The sequence below is a fragment of the Plesiomonas shigelloides genome (assembly GCF_900087055.1).
Taxonomy (GTDB): domain Bacteria; phylum Pseudomonadota; class Gammaproteobacteria; order Enterobacterales; family CAMTGL01; genus Plesiomonas; species Plesiomonas shigelloides.
On the sequence record NZ_LT575468.1, the window covers coordinates 2,282,209 to 2,299,244 of the forward strand.

At 51.8% G+C, this 17,036-nt stretch carries 14 protein-coding genes and 1 other RNA gene; 4 read left to right on the forward strand and 11 right to left on the reverse strand.

Going from position 1 to position 17,036, the window contains the following annotated elements; translation table 11 throughout:
* Positions 1-169: 169 nt before the first annotated feature.
* The 9 genes from NCTC9997_RS10095 to NCTC9997_RS10135 form a co-directional block, all read right to left on the reverse strand.
* The gene (locus NCTC9997_RS10095) at positions 170-1,126 is read right to left on the reverse strand and encodes a LysR substrate-binding domain-containing protein (RefSeq protein ID WP_064978004.1); all 957 of its coding nucleotides are present in this window, start codon (positions 1,124-1,126) and stop codon (positions 170-172) included.
* On the reverse strand, positions 1,123-2,247 hold the full coding sequence (locus NCTC9997_RS10100) for a sulfate/molybdate ABC transporter ATP-binding protein (protein ID WP_039045633.1): 1,125 nt from the start codon (positions 2,245-2,247) through the stop codon (positions 1,123-1,125). The genes NCTC9997_RS10095 and NCTC9997_RS10100 overlap by 4 nt, the downstream gene beginning before the upstream one ends.
* Positions 2,247-3,092: a sulfate ABC transporter permease subunit CysW gene (cysW, locus tag NCTC9997_RS10105; protein ID WP_064978005.1), complete on the reverse strand. Its 846-nt coding sequence runs from the start codon at positions 3,090-3,092 to the stop codon at positions 2,247-2,249. The genes NCTC9997_RS10100 and cysW overlap by 1 nt, the downstream gene beginning before the upstream one ends.
* The gene (gene cysT / locus NCTC9997_RS10110) at positions 3,089-3,928 is read right to left on the reverse strand and encodes a sulfate ABC transporter permease subunit CysT (RefSeq protein ID WP_010864112.1); all 840 of its coding nucleotides are present in this window, start codon (positions 3,926-3,928) and stop codon (positions 3,089-3,091) included. Before cysT ends, cysW begins: the two co-directional genes overlap by 4 nt.
* Before the next feature lie 301 nt (positions 3,929-4,229).
* Positions 4,230-5,219 (reverse strand): sulfate ABC transporter substrate-binding protein, encoded by a 990-nt coding sequence (locus NCTC9997_RS10115; RefSeq protein WP_370586011.1) that lies wholly within the window; start codon positions 5,217-5,219, stop codon positions 4,230-4,232.
* Between the two features lie 138 nt (positions 5,220-5,357).
* A complete protein-coding gene (locus tag NCTC9997_RS10120) occupies positions 5,358-5,861 on the reverse strand; it encodes a L,D-transpeptidase family protein (RefSeq protein ID WP_010864114.1) in 504 nt (167 codons plus the stop codon).
* Positions 5,862-6,231: 370 nt separating this feature from the next.
* Entirely contained in the window at positions 6,232-7,803 is a 1,572-nt protein-coding gene (locus tag NCTC9997_RS10125) for an autotransporter domain-containing protein (protein WP_064978007.1), read from the reverse strand.
* 502 nt (positions 7,804-8,305) lie between these two features.
* An RNA gene (ffs, locus tag NCTC9997_RS10130) (signal recognition particle sRNA small type) lies at positions 8,306-8,402 on the reverse strand.
* A gap of 88 nt (positions 8,403-8,490) precedes the next feature.
* On the reverse strand, positions 8,491-9,225 hold the full coding sequence (locus tag NCTC9997_RS10135; RefSeq protein WP_039045629.1) for a VP0952 family biofilm-associated protein: 735 nt from the start codon (positions 9,223-9,225) through the stop codon (positions 8,491-8,493).
* Between the two features lie 339 nt (positions 9,226-9,564).
* Between NCTC9997_RS10135 and tesB the strand changes: the two genes are divergently transcribed.
* From tesB to NCTC9997_RS10155, 4 genes are all read left to right on the forward strand, one after another.
* A complete protein-coding gene (gene tesB, locus NCTC9997_RS10140) occupies positions 9,565-10,434 on the forward strand; it encodes an acyl-CoA thioesterase II (RefSeq protein ID WP_010864117.1) in 870 nt (289 codons plus the stop codon).
* A 157-nt stretch (positions 10,435-10,591) separates the two neighbouring features.
* Positions 10,592-12,244, forward strand: a complete 1,653-nt coding sequence (locus NCTC9997_RS10145) for an FAD-dependent oxidoreductase (RefSeq protein ID WP_064978008.1) — start codon at positions 10,592-10,594, stop codon at positions 12,242-12,244.
* A 167-nt stretch (positions 12,245-12,411) separates the two neighbouring features.
* Complete coding sequence (locus NCTC9997_RS10150) at positions 12,412-12,849, forward strand: YeeE/YedE family protein (protein WP_010864119.1); 438 nt, start codon at positions 12,412-12,414, stop codon at positions 12,847-12,849.
* 24 nt (positions 12,850-12,873) lie between these two features.
* The gene (locus tag NCTC9997_RS10155; RefSeq protein WP_039045627.1) at positions 12,874-13,284 is read left to right on the forward strand and encodes a DUF6691 family protein; all 411 of its coding nucleotides are present in this window, start codon (positions 12,874-12,876) and stop codon (positions 13,282-13,284) included.
* Positions 13,285-13,484: 200 nt separating this feature from the next.
* Here the strand turns inward: NCTC9997_RS10155 and NCTC9997_RS10160 are convergent, their stop codons facing one another.
* Positions 13,485-15,239 (reverse strand): SmdB family multidrug efflux ABC transporter permease/ATP-binding protein, encoded by a 1,755-nt coding sequence (locus NCTC9997_RS10160; RefSeq protein ID WP_064978009.1) that lies wholly within the window; start codon positions 15,237-15,239, stop codon positions 13,485-13,487.
* Positions 15,233-17,002 (reverse strand): SmdA family multidrug ABC transporter permease/ATP-binding protein, encoded by a 1,770-nt coding sequence (locus NCTC9997_RS10165; protein WP_064978010.1) that lies wholly within the window; start codon positions 17,000-17,002, stop codon positions 15,233-15,235. The genes NCTC9997_RS10160 and NCTC9997_RS10165 overlap by 7 nt, the downstream gene beginning before the upstream one ends.
* Positions 17,003-17,036: the final 34 nt, after the last annotated feature.

A 17,036-nucleotide genomic window follows, 5' to 3' on the forward strand; every position in this document is an offset into this window, starting at 1 on the left:
CGCCGGAGTGCACTCTTAGACTCTGTGAATTGTTATAAATGATAAGTGATGATGTGCGGATTTATCTGGGCCACGCAGGCGTTCACGGTCTCGCTGCCGTAGCACAAGCTTACGGCAGCGGTGAGGTTATGAGGTTTTAAGCGTTGAATATTTCGTCTTAAATGACGGGTTAAATATCAAACTGCAAAACGTGCTCGTCTTGCGGCTCTTTCCAGATAGCTTCTTTGATATCGCTGATACTTAACGACGGATTACAAATCTGCATAAAGCGCAGCACATAAGCGCGCTGATACTGCGCGCGGCGTACCGCTAACCATGCGGTATTTGGGGTGAACAGGTGGCTGGCATTGAGCTGCACCAGATCGATATCCTTACGTGGGTCAAAGGCCATCGAGGCCATAATCCCAACCCCCATATCCAGCTCGACATAGGTTTTGATGACATCGGCATCTTGCGCACTGAGCACCACATCGGCGGTTACGCCAGCTTGGGCAAATGCCGCATCAATACGGGAACGCCCCGTTAGACCGGGGTAATAGGTGATCAACGGATACGCTGCCAGCACTTCGTGAGTCAGTACCGGCTCATGCACCAGAGGATGGTTTTTCGGCACCACCACTGAGTGATACCAGCGATAATATTCAAAGCACACCAAATCAGGATGCTCATTAACCCGTTCACTGGCGATGCCAATATCCACTTCACCGCTTAGCAATAATGAGACTATCTCATCAGGACTAGCTTGATTGACGCCCAACTGCACTTTCGGAAACAGCGGACGAAACTCTTTAATCACCCCAGGTAATGAAAAACGGGCTTGCGTGTGCGTAGTGGCGACACGCAGATAACCGCTATCGGTAGCTGAATACGACGAAGCCAGACGCCGGATATTTCCGGCATCAGTCAACATGCGCTCGACAATCACCAACAGCTCTTTACCCGGATCGGTCATGCCGAGCAGGCGTTTACCGCGCCGGATAAAAATCTCGATCCCCAGCTCTTCCTCAAGATCCTTGATATGACGGCTAACACCAGACTGCGAGGTGAACAACGAATTGGCCACCTCGGTCAGATTGTAATTACGACGGGCCGCCTCGCGGATGATCCTGAGTTGCTGGAAATTCATGCGGCTTTTTCTCCCTGTGTGCCAGCGGCAGAACGGCTCACATCCTGAGCGTTACTGTCCGGATAAATATGTACTCGCTGCGGGCATAAACGCACCCGACTCCCCGAGGCCAAACCGAGGCGGCTGAGCTGATCGCGATTCATCTCGACCTCAATCACCGCCTGACGGCTGTCTGTTACCTCAGTGATAAATTCCACCCGAGTCACAGCGCCCAAACGCAACAAACGACTGACGCGCGCCGGAGTGCCTACGTTAACATCTGCCGGTAAAACTTCAATATCATGTGGCCGGACAAACGCCACCGCTTGCGAGCCAAACGCATAATCAAGGGCACTGCTGGCAGGCAACACATGACCATCAAAGTGGATCTGCTGGCCCTGAATTTGCGCCGGTAGCAGATTGACCGTACCGAGGAATTGATGCACAAACGGTGTAGCCGGTGTTTCATACACCTCTTCCGGTGAGCCGATCTGCTCCACCTGCCCTTTATTCATCACCACGATGCGGTCAGCCACTTCCAACGCTTCTTCCTGATCGTGAGTCACAAACAAACTGGTGACATGCAATTCATCATGCAGTTGACGCAACCAGCGGCGTAATTCTTTGCGCACCTGCGCATCCAGTGCACCAAACGGCTCATCCAGCAACAAAACCTGCGGCTCAACCGCCAAGGTACGCGCCAGAGCTACACGCTGACGTTGCCCGCCCGATAATTCATTCGGATAACGCCCTGCCAAATGGCCCAAGTGCACCAGTTCTAACAGAGTATTCACTTTACGCCGAATCGTTGCTTCATCAGGACGCAATTTACGCGGCTTAACGCGCAAACCAAACGCCACGTTTTCAAACACCGACATATGACGGAACAGCGCATAGTGCTGAAAAACGAACCCCACTTGGCGATCACGAGCTGTCAACGCCGATACATCCTGCCCATTGAGCAGAATCTGGCCGCTATCTTCTTGCTCTAAGCCGGCAATAATGCGCAATAACGTGGTTTTCCCGCACCCAGATGGCCCCAGTAACGCAGCCAATTCACCGGAGGGAAAGGTCAGGTTGATATCATGCAACGTAGCAAAACCATTAAACGCTTTTTGAATATGTCTGACTTCAACGCTCATCATTGCGCTCCTTTGAGCAACTGGGCTTTTTGCCGCTCACGCAGCCGATCAATCACGGTTTCTACTGCCAACGTAATCAGGCCAAATCCGGCCAACAAGCTGGCCACCGCAAAGGCAGCGGAGAACTGGTATTCGTTGTATAAAATTTCGATATGCAGTGGCATGGTATTGGTCATGCCGCGAATATGGCCGGAAACCACTGACACCGCGCCAAACTCACCCACCGCACGGGCCGTACAGAGCAACACGCCGTACAGTAAACTCCAGCGGATCCCCGGTAAGGTAACGCGCCAAAACATCACCCAACCGTTGGCACCCAACATGATGGACGCTTCTTCTTCGTCCACGCCTTGTGATTGCAGTAACGGCAGCACTTCACGCGCCACAAAAGGCACCGTAATAAAGGTGGTCGCCAGTACGATCCCTGGGGTGGAGAAGATAATTTTCCAATCCATATATTCCAACCAGGAACCAAACCAGCCTTGACTGCCAAACAGCATCACAAACATCAAGCCAGCCACTACCGGCGAGACTGAAAAAGGCAGATCAATCAACGTCAGCAGTGCTTGTCGACCCGGAAAACTAAAACGCGCAATCGCCCATGCCGCCGCCACCCCAAACACAATATTCAGCGGTACCGACAGTAACGTCACCGAAAGCGTTAATAGCAAAGCAGATATCGCATCGCTGTCACTTAACGCGGCCCAATAATTACCCAGCCCTTTGCTCAGCGCCGAGACAAAAATGGTTACCAGCGGGATCACCAAGATCAACGTAAACCAGAGTAATGCGATGCCGATAAGAGCATAACGCACCCACGGTGATTCAGATTGGCGCGCACTCATAAACGATCCTCCTTGATCCCTTTACGGCTCCATGCGTGCAGTTGATTGATCAGCAGCAGTAGGATGAACGACACACCGAGCATCACTACGGCGATGGCACTGGCCCCTGCATAGTCATATTCTTCCAGATGGCTCATGATCATCAGCGGGGCGATTTCCGATACCATCGGGATATTCCCTGCAATAAAAATCACCGAGCCGTATTCGCCAATGGCGCGGGCAAACGCCAAGGTAAAACCGGTAATAATGGCCGGTAACAAGGCTGGGAAGATCACGCGGATAAATGTTTGAGCGCGGGTAGCCCCTAAGCAAGAAGCCGCTTCCTCTAACATGGCTTCATGCTCGCGCAGCACCGGCTGTAAGGTGCGCACCACAAAGGGCAGCCCGATAAAAATCAGTGCAATCACTATGCCGGTTGGGTTAAAGGTCAATTTCACCCCATGCGGCTCCAGCAGATGACCAATCACACCATTGCCCGCAAATACCGCGGTCAATGCAATGCCAGATACCGCCGTTGGCATCGCAAACGGTAAATCCACTAAGGCATCCACCAGCTTCTTGCCGGGAAATTCATAACGCACCAACACCCACGCCAATAAAACCCCAAACAGGGTATTGAGGGTGGCGGCAATAAATGCAGCGCTAAAACTGAGTCGATAGGAAGCCAGTACGCGCGGTTCGGTTACTACCGCCCAGAATTCGCTCAATGACAGGTGTGTAAAGCTATAGATCACCAACGCTGACAGCGGTAACAGCACTATCAGCCCCAGATACAACAAGGTAAAACCCAGTGTGGGCCCCATCCCTGGAATTACGGTAAATGAACGAACGGCCATCAAACTCTCCCGCGCTATGCTGCCACACCCTGTGGCCCCTGCTCCTGTCACGCTACTATCGCGCGCGGCTTATCGGGGGAGAAATAAGGAAAATATCTTTCTTTTCCCTGTTTTCAGCTAAAGGCGGGAATCGCCATAAAAAACGGCGCGTTATCGCGCCGTGGAATGAGATATAACGATTTGGTTGTTCAAACACTGGCTGACGTAATGCTACTTACGCCAGCAATGTATACCTATCGTGTATGCCTGACAGAGAACCTTGCGTTTGTTAGTTGACCGAAAAGGAAGAAACGAACTGCCGTTAACCTCCCGGCGTATAAATTTGGTCAAAAACGCCGCCGCGTGCGAAATGCACTTTTTGCGCCTGCTCCCAATTGCCAAACAGGTCTCGCACCGTAAATAGATTAACGGTACCAAATTGGTTCGCGGTTTCTTTGGCAACTTGCGGATCAGTTGGGCGATAGTAATTTTTGGCCGCCACGCGCTGGGCTTCTGGCGAGTAGAGATAGGCTAAATACTCTTTTGCGACTGCCTCAGTCCCACGTTTTTGCGCCACTTTATCCACCACCGCCACCGGCGGCTCAGCCAACACCGAGACTGATGGCGTGACTATCTCAAAGCGATCACTGCCAAGCTCTTTGAGTACCAGATAGGCTTCGTTTTCCCACGTAATCAGCACATCGCCAATTCCGCGCTCCACAAACGTGGTGGTCGCGCCGCGCGCACCGGAGTCCAGTACTTTGACATTGCGATACAGCTGACTGACGAATTGCCGCGCCGCCTCTTGTGACTGGCCATTGTTCTTCAACGCATAACCCCATGCTGCCAGATAATTCCAGCGCGCTCCGCCGGAAGTTTTTGGATTGGGCGTGATCACTTCAACATCGTTTCGGATCAGATCATTCCAATCTTTAATCTGCTTAGGGTTATCTTTACGCACCAAAAAGACAATGGTGGAGTTGAACGGAGTGGCATGATGCGGATAAGCCTCGGCCCAGTTATCGGCCACCAAGCCGCGTTTAGCAATGGTGTCAATATCATAGGCCAACGCCAACGTGACGACATCGGCTTCCAAGCCGTCTAATACCGCGCGGGCTTGTTTGCCGGAACCGCCATGAGATTGTTTAACAGTCACCTCATCACCGTGCTGTTTTTTCCAATGCTGGGAAAATAACGCATTGTATTCGGTGAATAATTCACGGGTGGGATCGTATGAGGCATTCAGTAAGGTAATTTCAGCTGCCGACGCGGTATTCAATACCAGCCCGGCAGCCATCATCCATGACAGCACTCGTAATTTCATGTTGTTTGCTCCTGCGTGTTCCACTGACGAAGTAATACGTCATGTTGTAAACGGAGCACGCCGGAATAAAAAACAAGAAAAGGTGCTATGAATAGCTAAAAAACTGAAATAGCCGTGACCGCGCAATTACGGATAAATTTCGATTGGTGTACCCGGCTCAACCGAGCGCCATAATTCATCCATGTCATGGTTTAGCAGCGCGATACAACCGTTAGTCCAGTTAGAGCGCTGTACTTTGCTATTCAACACCGCATTCGGCTGACCATGAATCATCAGCATGCTGCCGGGGTGAACCCCCATTTGCTGCGCGCGGTTCATGTCTTCCACATTGGGATACGAGATATGAATAGCTCGATAATACTGTGAATCTTCCTTTTTATAATCAAGAAGATAACGACCTTCAGGGGTGCGGTTATCCCCTTTCATCAGTTTCGGTCCCACAGGGTTAGCCCCGAGAGCGATCCAAAAACTTTTGATCTCTTTGCCGTCCCGCATTAATGCCAGACGGTACTGCGATTTTTTTACCACTACCAGATCGGCTTTCGCCGGCTCCTGCGACAAACTGGCAGCGGCCGGGGCAGCAGATAACAAGCCAGCCACCGACAGGCACAACACAGACAACAAGCGCATTTTGACTCTTTACTCTCTAACGATTTAATAAGGCGAAACGTAAAATAGGGGATATTTTGTGCGTATCATAAAGAGCCGTATCAAACTTGCAATAGGCGTTTTATTGTCATGTTTTTATGTGATCATTAAATTGCGTGCTGTTTTATTTGCATAGATGCATATCCTGTTGAATTAAAATTACTTACCAGTATTTCTATCCAGCAAATACACAATGAGTCAGCATTTAACTCTATTTCCAGTTCGTTAACCCGATCAACTTTTAGTGTGCTTCCCTGTGTTATAGGCAGCGTTCCAAGCATTAACTGTAAACACATCAGCATTCATGGCTACAGCAAGCATAAATATTACGCTTCACGCGCGGGCTTACTGTTCAAAACGAATAAGCGATGAAAAGCGCGTAATCCCACGTATCCAACTGATTAACCCCCACACTTTGATAACCCACATTGAGATCAATTTGCCAGTTCTTGCCAGCCAAGGTTCTCACACCTCCCCGCACAAATCCTTGCGCATCAGGCTGTAAGTCACTGTTTTGATTTATCGTATTGTAATAAACACCAAGCTCGCCATACGGTACCAACAGATGCCCATCTGCGGTTTCCAATCGAGTGTTAATTTCCGTGCTTGCCTGCAATTGACCTGACTCGCTGCTTTGGCCTGCAACATATATGGCTAACGGTGTATTGCGTAAGTTGCCAGACAGTCGGTAGGATTTTCCTTGCTCATACAAGTAGGAAAATCCTAGTTTGGGTCGTAATGTAGTGTTTTCACTCAATGGATATTCACCGAGCACATTGACACCAGCACCATACTGAACCGGATTATTTTCCCCTGAAAGGGCCAGAAGTTTGTAGCGATGCTGTACTTCACCTACCGTGGCTTGGCCAAATACAGACCAGTGGTCTGACAGACGATAAGCCAGATAGGGGCCGGCCATGATATTCCGGCTATCACGGCTAATTTGCCCGGAAAAGCTCTCGTTTTTCTGGTCGCTGACCAATAACATCAATCCCAATGCCACATCGGGGGATATTTGTTTATCCGCCCCCAATGTGACCGTTTTCACTCGCTCATCAATTTCACTAAAACCGCGCTGATTCGAAGAATGTACGACTTGAAAATCAACCCACGAATTCCATTCGGTAGGCTCAAGCAAGTCACGTCCAGGCGTTAGTGGAGCCTGCGCTAACAGTGCATTGAGATTTTCACAACGCGATAGGGATTCGGCACTAAAGCCTCCCTTGCTATCTGGCTGTAACATGGGGCAGTACTGGAGCAAATCTGCTTTAGCCACCATATACGACTGCTCATTCACCTTAATCTCGATCGGTTGAATCGGCGTAGGCTTGTTCACAATCGGCAGTTCTGGCAGCTCAGGCAAGACGACATTGGGTAGCTCCGGACGAGCCGGTAACACCACCACGGGTCGCTGTGGCAACTCAGGCCTAACCGCAACCGGTAACTCTGGTTTTCCTGGTCGAATGACTTCGGGCAAACTCGGCTTTTCTGGCCGAACAACTTCAGGACGCTCGGGTTTCACCGGAGGTCGCCATGTGGGCGGCAAGAGCGGATTTAATTGATTACGCGACTGCAAGAAGCAATCAAAAGAGCCATCGGCCTTCAACCGATCTAATTTATGCGTACCATTCACATCATCCCGTACAATGTCAGAAGCGCTGATGTGAATTGAAGCACTCTCCGTTTGCCATTGATCGATAGATGCCACTCCCGGCGCACTGAGGCGAAATGAGTCTGGGCGATTACTTAAAATAAGCCAATATGACTTGGAGCTATCGGCATTGCGCCCTAAATAATCTAACGCTGTCGATTCAAATCTATCCGGACAATCTGCAGCTTGAGATGGCTGAACAATACCTCCGGCGATAGTAACCAGAATAAGGTGATACCACGTTATAGCTGAATATTTAGCTCTGTGACTCATGGGAATGGCTCCCTATTATTCTATGAAATACATATAGTTATTTCACTAGTCACACAAACTGCTGATGCTGCCCCAAGTATTGCCACTTGAGTACATCAATCCTAACTAGTTACCCCTAAACATTTTCTTATTGCTTTTACACCAACGCCTAATCAAAAAACAAAGGATACCCACTCGAGTAAAGAACATGCGACGCGCTCTATCACAGCAATTATGAGAGGAAATTGAATAATTGCCATCTTAGGGGCAACGTCTAAAGCGCAAGATTATTTGCCGCAGGGAATGGCTCTATTGCTCTATCTTTATCAGGTAATAACAAAACAACCTCTGACAAGATTGTCTATTTATTGGAAGTGTTCATCGCTGCGGAAAAACAAAAAATAAGCGTGTATGGATAAAAACAAAAAACCAACAGCACCGACTCAGATAACTGTGGATTTGGACGATTTTTAACTGGAGAGTTTTGACAGGTAGGATTGGTAGGCGCTAAAACGGGTGGAGGCCCTACCAGCCACATCCCGGCACTCGAGTCCTATGCCTTGGCTGCTTCCTTCCGGACCTGACCAGGTCGACATAGTATCAATGCGGGAGGACCAATAGAGCCTCCATTGACAAACTTTCACCGTGTTGCCGTGAAAGCGCGGTGATTATCGGAGATGCGAGCAGAGAATGCAACCCCCTAGCGGTTTAGATGTTGTTTTCTTGCTCATTCTCCTCCAATAAAGATTCGCCCATCAACTCAACCAGTAATAAAACTAACCACATCATCAAGATGGGCAAAGAGATCTGCTCGACCGGATAAAGTGCCAGAACCGCAAACGGCAGGGTCGGCAGTAACCAACCTAAACGGTATAAATGCACCGCATAATGGCCTTTTTGTAGCATTTGTACCGCCGCGATAAGACCGATCAGCGACAACACCGCCAACGTCTGCATCGGCAGCCACAAACTAAATGGGATCGCGACCACCAGCAGCGCCATGAAATTACCGGCCGGCGCACGCCAACCGCGACAAATCAGCCACACCGCCGCCACGGCCAAAAATTGGCACAGCGTGACCCACGGTGAGCCAGGAATGCCACCGGCATTTTGCAACGCCATTATGGCACTCGGCATCGCCACCCAAGGGATAAACAGGCCAAATTTCAAGCTCAGTGGGGCATGGCGCGAAAATAATACAGCCAACATCGGATACGCCATCAAGGTAGCGGCGGTCAGACTAATCGGCTGCTCGGCCAAGGTGCCGGCAAATAAGGTGATCACCGCCACCAGCAACCCACCGCGCAGCCCGGCTTGCGGAAGCAACCAGACCACCAGCAAGATGGCTAACACAGGATTAAACTCAGTAACAGAATGCGTTCCGGCCATTACACAAATAACTGCCAGCGCTAACGCTACCAGTGACAGAATGATTCCGCGCATACTTCACCTCCCGTGTTAAATCCTCAGTACATCGTTCACCTTATCAGTTGATTCTTTTTACTTATGTTAATAAATGCGACTTTTGTCAAACTGCCTAGGCCGCATTCTTGCCCTAATCCTGAAATTGTGCGGTTAAACGACAACAGCCACGGCAAATTGGTCACATTTCGACAGATTCTGATAAAAAATGATGGCCTTTCGGCAGCCGATTGTTCGCTCATTGCATAGCGGTTTACCGGAGTGCGGCCGGTTGATGCTATCCTTTGCTCATCAAATCACATACCACAGCGCAGAGACAAAGAATGCTGTCTGTCTCGCAGTGTTATAAGAGGTAGAGCAATGAGTGATGTTTTAGCAGGGCTGCTTCAGCTGCTGAATCTGGAGAAAATTGAAGAAGGATTATTCCGCGGTCAGAGTCAGGATCTGGGGTTACGCCAAGTATTTGGTGGCCAAGTGATCGGACAAGCCCTGCACGCCGCCAAGCAAACTATTCCGGCCGAACGTTTGGTGCATTCGTTCCATAGTTACTTTTTGCTGCCCGGTGATAGCCATAAACCGATTGTTTACGACGTGGAAAATCTGCGCGATGGCCACAGCTTCAGCACTCGCCGTGTCAGCGCTATCCAAAATGGTCGCCCTATTTTCTATCTGACCGCCTCTTTCCAAACACAAGAAGAAGGCTTTGAGCATCAAGATGTGATGCCTGCCGTACCACAACCGGAAGAGTTGATGTCAGAGCTGGATATTGCGCGCAAGATGGCCCATCTACTACCGGCCAGCGTGCGCGATAAATTCTTGTGTGAACGCCCCATTGAAATGCGCCCCGTGAAATTCCACAACCCTCTGCAAGGCGATGTGGAAGAGCCGGTGCGTTATGTGTGGTTTAAAGCCAACGGGACAATGCCCGATGATCTGCGGGTACACCAATATCTGCTGGCTTACGCCTCTGACTTTAACTTCCTGCCGACAGCGCTACAGCCACACGGCAAAGGCTTTCTTGAAGCGGATATGCAAGTGGCTACGCTGGATCACTCAATGTGGTTCCATCGCCCATTTAGAATGGATGACTGGCTGCTGTACGCCGTGGAAAGCCCATCGGCATCCGGTGCCCGTGGGCTGGTTCGTGGCCGCTTCTTTACCCGCGACGGCAAATTGATCGCCACTACAGTTCAAGAAGGCTTAATTCGTCAACGGCCACAGAAATCCTGAAACCTGACGGGGTTTACCACTCTTTTTCCGCACGAATCATCAAAACCGGACCTTAGGTTCGGTTTTTTATTTTCACCTCGTTATCCTCATAAGTATTGTTATCGGCTTTATTTTAGATAATACTAATTTAAATAAACCTAAATTATGAGGGTAACCCATGACCAAGATTGTGATTGTCGGCGGTGTCGCCGGTGGCGCTTCCGCAGCAGCCAGAGCTCGCCGGGTCAGTGAGCAGGCGCAAATCATCATGCTCGAGCGTGGTGAATATATTTCGTTTGCCAACTGTGGGTTGCCTTACCATATCGGCGGCACCATCCCTGAGCGCCAATCGTTATTGCTGCAAACACCCGAAAGCTTCAAGCGCCGCTTCAATGTGGAAGTGCGCGTGCGCCATGAAGTGATGAGCATTGATCGTGAGGCGAAACAGTTAACTGTACGCAACCTGCAAACGGGCGAAACCTATCAAGAAAGCTACGATAAATTGTTGCTCAGCCCAGGCGCGTCGCCTATTCGTCCGCCGATTCCTGGCTTTAACAACCCTAAAGTGCTGACGCTACGCAATGTTCCGGATATGGACAAAATCATTGCCGCCCTCACCACGCTGTCACGTCAGCATGTGACCGTGGTTGGGGGAGGGTTTATCGGATTGGAAGTGGCCGAAGCGCTGCGTGAACGCCAGATCCCCGTGACACTGCTGGAGCTGGCACCGCAAGTGATGACCAGTCTGGACGAGGACATGGCCGGCTTTCTGCACCAAGATCTGGTCAACCACGGTATTGACCTGCGTCTGCGCACAGGTCTGAGCGCGGTAGAAGAGCAAGGCGATAGCCTGCTGCTGCAATTATCTGATGGGCAGCGTTTGGAAACCGGTCTGGTGATCGCCGCCATCGGTGTGTCACCGGATACCCAATTAGCCCGCCAAGCAGGGCTCGAGCTCGGCGCGCGTGGTGGTATTCAGGTCAGCGACACGATGCAGACTTCCGATCCGGATATTTATGCAGTGGGTGATGCGGTGGAAACCCGTCATCTAGTGACCGGCCAAGCCGGTTTGATCCCTCTGGCCGGTCCGGCCAACCGTCAAGGTCGCATGGCCGCCGACAATATGTTAGGGCACAGCGAGCAATATCGCGGCACCCAAGGCACGGCCATTTGCAAAATCTTTACCCTCGCCGCCGCCAGTACCGGTTTGAGCGAGAGACTGGCACGCAACAATGGCTTTAACATCGAAGCGGTGCATGTGCATACCGGCAGTCATGCCGGCTATTATCCCGGCGCACATCCAGTGAGCCTCAAGCTGATTTATGAAGTGCCAAGTGGACGCCTGTTGGGTGCACAGGCGGTGGGGCGTGATGGGATCGACAAGCGTATCGATGTGCTCGCCGTTGCCTTGCGCGCGGGTATGAGCGTGTATGATTTGCAGCATCTGGAGCTGACCTACGCACCACCGTTTGGCTCAGCCAAAGACGCCATCAACCAAGCAGCTTTTGTCGCTACCAACCAGCTCAAAGGCGATGTACCGGTTTGCCATCCTGCCGATATTCTCAACCCAACGGCCGAGCAGTTCCTGTTGGATGTGCGTAATCCGGCCGAGCTGACTAACATTGGGGCGATCCCAGGTGCGATGAATATTCCGGTTGATGATCTGCGCCAACGCCTGCATGAGCTGCCACAGGACAAAGAGATCTTGGTGATCTGCCAAAGTGGTTTGCGTGGCACCGTTGCTTGCCGCATCTTGCAACATCATGGCTTACGTTGCCGTAACTTAAGCGGTGGCTATATTCAATTTGCAGCCGCTACGCGCCGCTTTTAAGCCGTGTGAAACGTTAAACCACGTAAAGCGTTAAGCCGCGTGAAAAGTATGGTGCCAACCGCACCAGAGGTGCGCCTTACATCCCTTGCCAGTCAGCATAATCCACTGGCGAGGGATAAACGTAACAGCCACCTACGAATAACGACGCTACTAACAAGGATATAAGTATGCTTTCTGAGAGCTTTACTTTTGCTAGTGCCCTGCTAGGACTCGCGGGCGGCGCGATGATCGGCTTATCAGCACTGCTGCTGCTCAAAGGTGCAGGCCGGATCGCGGGGATCAGTGGGATCCTGAACGGCCTTTTGCATCCCGATAAAAACTGGTTGTGGCGCGCCCTGTTTATTGTCGGCATGGTCGCCGGTGGGGGCTACACCGCCAAGCTGATGGGGATCACCTTAGGTGCAACGTTAAGCGCATCGTGGCCACTGCTGATCATCGCCGGTTTTCTGGTCGGTTTTGGTGCACGCTTAGGCAATGGCTGTACCAGCGGCCACGGGATCTGCGGCATGGGACGCCTCTCAGTACGCTCCATCATCGCCACCAGCACCTTTATGCTGACCGGTTTTATCACTGTGTATCTGTTAAAGCATGTATTTGGCGGTTAATCCGGCCGGATTTAAGGAGATATCATGCGTTATCTGTTCAGCCTGTTATGTGGCCTGTTGTTTGGCAGCGGACTGACTGTTTCCGGAATGAATGAGCCGGCACGGGTACAGGGCTTTTTAGACTTGGCCGGACCGTGGGACCCAACACTGGCCTTCGTGATGGGCGGCGCGTTAGTGGTGTTCGGTATCGGTTATTTCCGGTGGGTGAAAAGCTGTCCACAAGCACTGTGTGGCGATCCCATTCCGCCCGTTCCGGCTAAAAAGTTGGATGTAAAATTGATTGGCGGCGCTGCGGTATTCGGTATTGGTTGGGGACTGGCAGGGATCTGCCCAGGACCGGCCATCACCTTATTGGCCGCGCCCTCGCTTGGCGTATTGTTATTTGTCGCAGCTATGCTGATAGGCTTGTGGGTTGGCGACTGGATGGCGCGTTGATCATCGCCCACAACGCAGGTCAACACCGTCTTTGACTGTAAGCTAACAAGACAAAGAGGCGCAGATACCCGAACACTGGATATCTGCGCTTCTTTTTATATTGAGCTTTATATTAAGCTATTCTATCGGGCGACTTTATGAGCAAAAAATCTTTATGAGCAAAAAAGCACGGCCAAAAATCAGCGCACACCACATACAAATCATGCAACCGACATTGACGTCCCCGTTTGTTGTAACGTCCACATCTGGGTGTAGCGGCCATTACGCGCCAACAGCGCCTCATGGGTACCCTGCTCGACAATCCGGCCACGGTGCAACACTACAATCTGACTGGCTTCCACAATAGTCGACAAACGGTGGGCAATCACCACTAGGGTGGTATGTTTCCGCACCACAGCCAGCGCGGTTTGAATTGCCTGCTCAGTACCGGAGTCAATATTGGCCGTCGCCTCATCGAGGATCAGAATCTTCGGTTGCTGTACCAATACCCGCGCCAGCGCCAGCAACTGTTTTTGCCCCACCGACAGATTGTTGCCCTGCTCGCCCAGCAAGGTATCCAGTCCTGCATTCATGGCGCGAACCACGCCATCGAGCTGCACCTGCTCCAGTACCTCCCAAATCAGGCTATCGCTCACTTCGCGCCCCAAGGTGACGTTATCACGTACCGAGGCGGCCAACACCACCGGATCTTGCTGCACCATCGCGATATCGCGCCGCAGCACGTCATGGGATAACTGAGCAATCGGCTGTCCACCTAAGGCAATTTGCCCCTGCGCGACAGGGTAATAGCCCATCAGCAAGCTGGCTAAGGTACTTTTACCGCTGCCAGTATGACCGACCAAGGCCACAAAATCGCCATCCGGCACCTGCAACGAGATCTGCTGCAACACCGGTTCATTCGGCTTATAACCGAAAGAGACATCCTCAATGGCGATACGCCCGTCCGGCAGCGGTTGCGCATGCTCACCGTAGTGCTGCGCTGGAGCGTCCATCAACGAGAAAATCCGCTCACCCGCTACAATTGATTGCTGCAACATGGATTGCTGTGAGGTCAGCTCAATCAGCGGCTCATTCATGCGCCCCAAATAGCTGATAAACGCATACAGTACGCCAACCCCCACACTGCCGGCTGCTGAAAAGCCAAACACCATCAGGAGGCCGCTCAGAATACAGGCAGAAATCAGGCTTAACAGTGGGCGCAATAACACCGCATCCAGACGCAAAGCCTGCATACGCGAGCGATAGTGGGCATGACTTTGCGCCGCCAGTTTTTCACCCATGCGCGCTTCTTGTCGCATTTGCTGGATCACATGGATCCCGCTGATGGTTTCGTTAAAGCCATCATTGATCCCCGCTAACCGTTCCCGCACCGCACGCACCACCGGAATACTGCGCTTTTGATACACCGCCATCACGGTCAACACCACAGGGAACATCACTGAGGCCACCAGCGCCATCTTCCAGTTCAGCGAGAACATCGCCACCAACATGACGCTGATCAGCGCGATATTGCGCAGCAATGTCACCAACACCGTAACGTACAGATCTTTAATCACCTCGGTGTCATTGGTCACTTTCGAGATCAATTGCCCGACCGGCTGAGTATCAAATACGGCCAGCGGCTGCATGACTGCGGCATTAAACACATCACACCGAATATCCTGCACCACTTTCAACGCTACTTTGTTAAAGCGCAGAGATTGAAAATAGTGCAGCGTCCCCGCCGCCACTTGCAGCAATAAAAACGCCACCAATAAGCTTAAAACCGGCCATAGGGGTAAACGTCCAGCCGCCAAAAAATGATCAATGAAATAGCTGACCAACAGCGGCCCACCGACTTCCGCCGCAGACGCTAACCACAGCATCGCGGTCGCCAGAATAAAATCGCGGCGATAAGGCTGACCATAGCCTAATAAACGCTTGAGAGTCGGCCACTGTTCGGAACGATTTAACATACCACGTCTTCCTCATCGTCCCGCTCCAGCGCTTGTTCTAGTTGCTGATAACGGTACATCTCCTGATACCATCCTGACTGCTGACTGAGCGCCGCATGGGTGCCACGCTGCGCAACCTGACCTTGTTGCAACACCACAATCTCGTCGGCTTCTGCCAAGGCGGAAAGACGATGCGCAGTAACCAACAAGGTACGCCCTTGGCGCCATTGCCGCAGATTATGCAAAATGCGGTGCTCGGTTTGGCCATCAACGGCAGACAGCGCATCATCCAAAATCAAGATCTCAGCTTCCAGTAACAAGGCGCGTGCAATGGCGATACGCTGCTTCTGTCCGCCCGAGAGCATCACCCCACGCTCCCCCACCGGCGTATCATAGCCCTGTGGTAAACGCTCAATATCTTCCGCCACACAGGCCAATTCGGCGACATAGCGAATTTGCTCCATACTGGCTTGCGGACGCCCAAACGCGATATTTTCCGCAATCGAAGCGGAAAACAAAAAGGGAGTTTGACTCACCACCGCCAGCCGTTCACGCCACGCGTGCAACTTTAGATCGGCTAACGAAAGCTGGTGAAAGCAAATAGTACCTTGTTCATCGGTCAACGCGAATTGACGCTGGATCAAGGCCAGCAACGTACTTTTTCCCGAGCCAGTCGCGCCACAAATCCCCAGCATCTGGCCCGGTTTGACTTGCAGCTGCACCGCTTGCAGCGCGGGGTGCTTGCCTTCCGGATACGCAAAGCGCTGGACGTTAACATCCAGCACACCGCGCTCGGCAGGCAGATCCAGATGGCCATCCGGCACATCCGGCTCTTCGGCCAAGAGCGCCTGAACCCGCACATACGCCGCACTGCCACGCTCAACAATATTGAACATCCACGCCATCGCCAACATCGGCCAAATCATCAAGCCCAGATACATGATGAAGCTGGTCAACTGACCCAACGTCATGCTGCCATGCACTACCATCCAGCTACCGCCGCCTACCGCCAGCAGGTTGGCCATCGCGATAGCCACATAGATAGTCGGGTCAAACTTCGCATCGACTTTGGCCACCGACATATTGCGCTGATTCGCATCGGCAGCCGCCTGCGCAAAATGTCCTTGCTGGCGTTTTTCTAAGCCAAATGCTTTCACCATCCGAATACTGGTCAGGGTTTCTTGCACCGTGTTATTCAAACTGGAAAACGCGGCTTGCGCATGACGGAACCGATGATGCAGCTGATCGCCATAGCCTTTGATAAACCACGCCATAATCGGCATCGGTAGCAACGCCAGTAACGTCAATTGCCAACTGAGCTGAGTGCTCATGATGAACAGCACCGCCAATCCCTGCACCATGGAGTCGACCAGCGTCAGCACCCCTTCCCCCGCGGCAAACACCACGCGATCGATATCATTGGTGGAGCGCGCCATCAGATCGCCAGTACGGTGACGCAGATAAAAACGGCTGTGTTGACGACTGAGCTGCTGATAAATCGACTGGCGCAGCTCTACCGCCAACCGGTAAGAAGCACCAAAAAGTAACACTCGCCACACCACCCGCAGGCCGTATACCAACACGGCACAGCCTAGCAGCAGAGCAATCCAACGCAGCAGATGCGCAGCATCCATCTGCTGTTTATCAATACCGTCGACAATCCGCCCGACAATGGTTGGCGGCAATAATTCGAGCAACGCGATAGAAACCAGTAGCCCGATGGCCCCAGCATAACGTCGCCACTGCTGACGAAAAAACCAGCTCAGTTGCCTGAACAATCCCACACGACATCCTTTATTTTTTTCACATCAGAAATCA

Bases quoted from the DNA above. Each gene is read 5' to 3' on its own strand.
- NCTC9997_RS10095 (WP_064978004.1), bottom strand. From the start codon at position 1,126: ATGAATTTCCAGCAACTCAGGATCATCCGCGAGGCGGCCCGTCGTAAT.
- NCTC9997_RS10100 (WP_039045633.1), bottom strand. From the start codon at position 2,247: ATGAGCGTTGAAGTCAGACATATTCAAAAAGCGTTTAATGGTTTTGCT.
- cysW (WP_064978005.1), bottom strand. From the start codon at position 3,092: ATGAGTGCGCGCCAATCTGAATCACCGTGGGTGCGTTATGCTCTTATC.
- cysT (WP_010864112.1), bottom strand. From the start codon at position 3,928: ATGGCCGTTCGTTCATTTACCGTAATTCCAGGGATGGGGCCCACACTG.
- NCTC9997_RS10120 (WP_010864114.1), bottom strand. From the start codon at position 5,861: ATGCGCTTGTTGTCTGTGTTGTGCCTGTCGGTGGCTGGCTTGTTATCT.
- NCTC9997_RS10125 (WP_064978007.1), bottom strand. From the start codon at position 7,803: ATGAGTCACAGAGCTAAATATTCAGCTATAACGTGGTATCACCTTATT.
- NCTC9997_RS10135 (WP_039045629.1), bottom strand. From the start codon at position 9,225: ATGCGCGGAATCATTCTGTCACTGGTAGCGTTAGCGCTGGCAGTTATT.
- tesB (WP_010864117.1), top strand. From the start codon at position 9,565: ATGAGTGATGTTTTAGCAGGGCTGCTTCAGCTGCTGAATCTGGAGAAA.
- NCTC9997_RS10145 (WP_064978008.1), top strand. From the start codon at position 10,592: ATGACCAAGATTGTGATTGTCGGCGGTGTCGCCGGTGGCGCTTCCGCA.
- NCTC9997_RS10150 (WP_010864119.1), top strand. From the start codon at position 12,412: ATGCTTTCTGAGAGCTTTACTTTTGCTAGTGCCCTGCTAGGACTCGCG.
- NCTC9997_RS10155 (WP_039045627.1), top strand. From the start codon at position 12,874: ATGCGTTATCTGTTCAGCCTGTTATGTGGCCTGTTGTTTGGCAGCGGA.
- NCTC9997_RS10160 (WP_064978009.1), bottom strand. From the start codon at position 15,239: ATGTTAAATCGTTCCGAACAGTGGCCGACTCTCAAGCGTTTATTAGGC.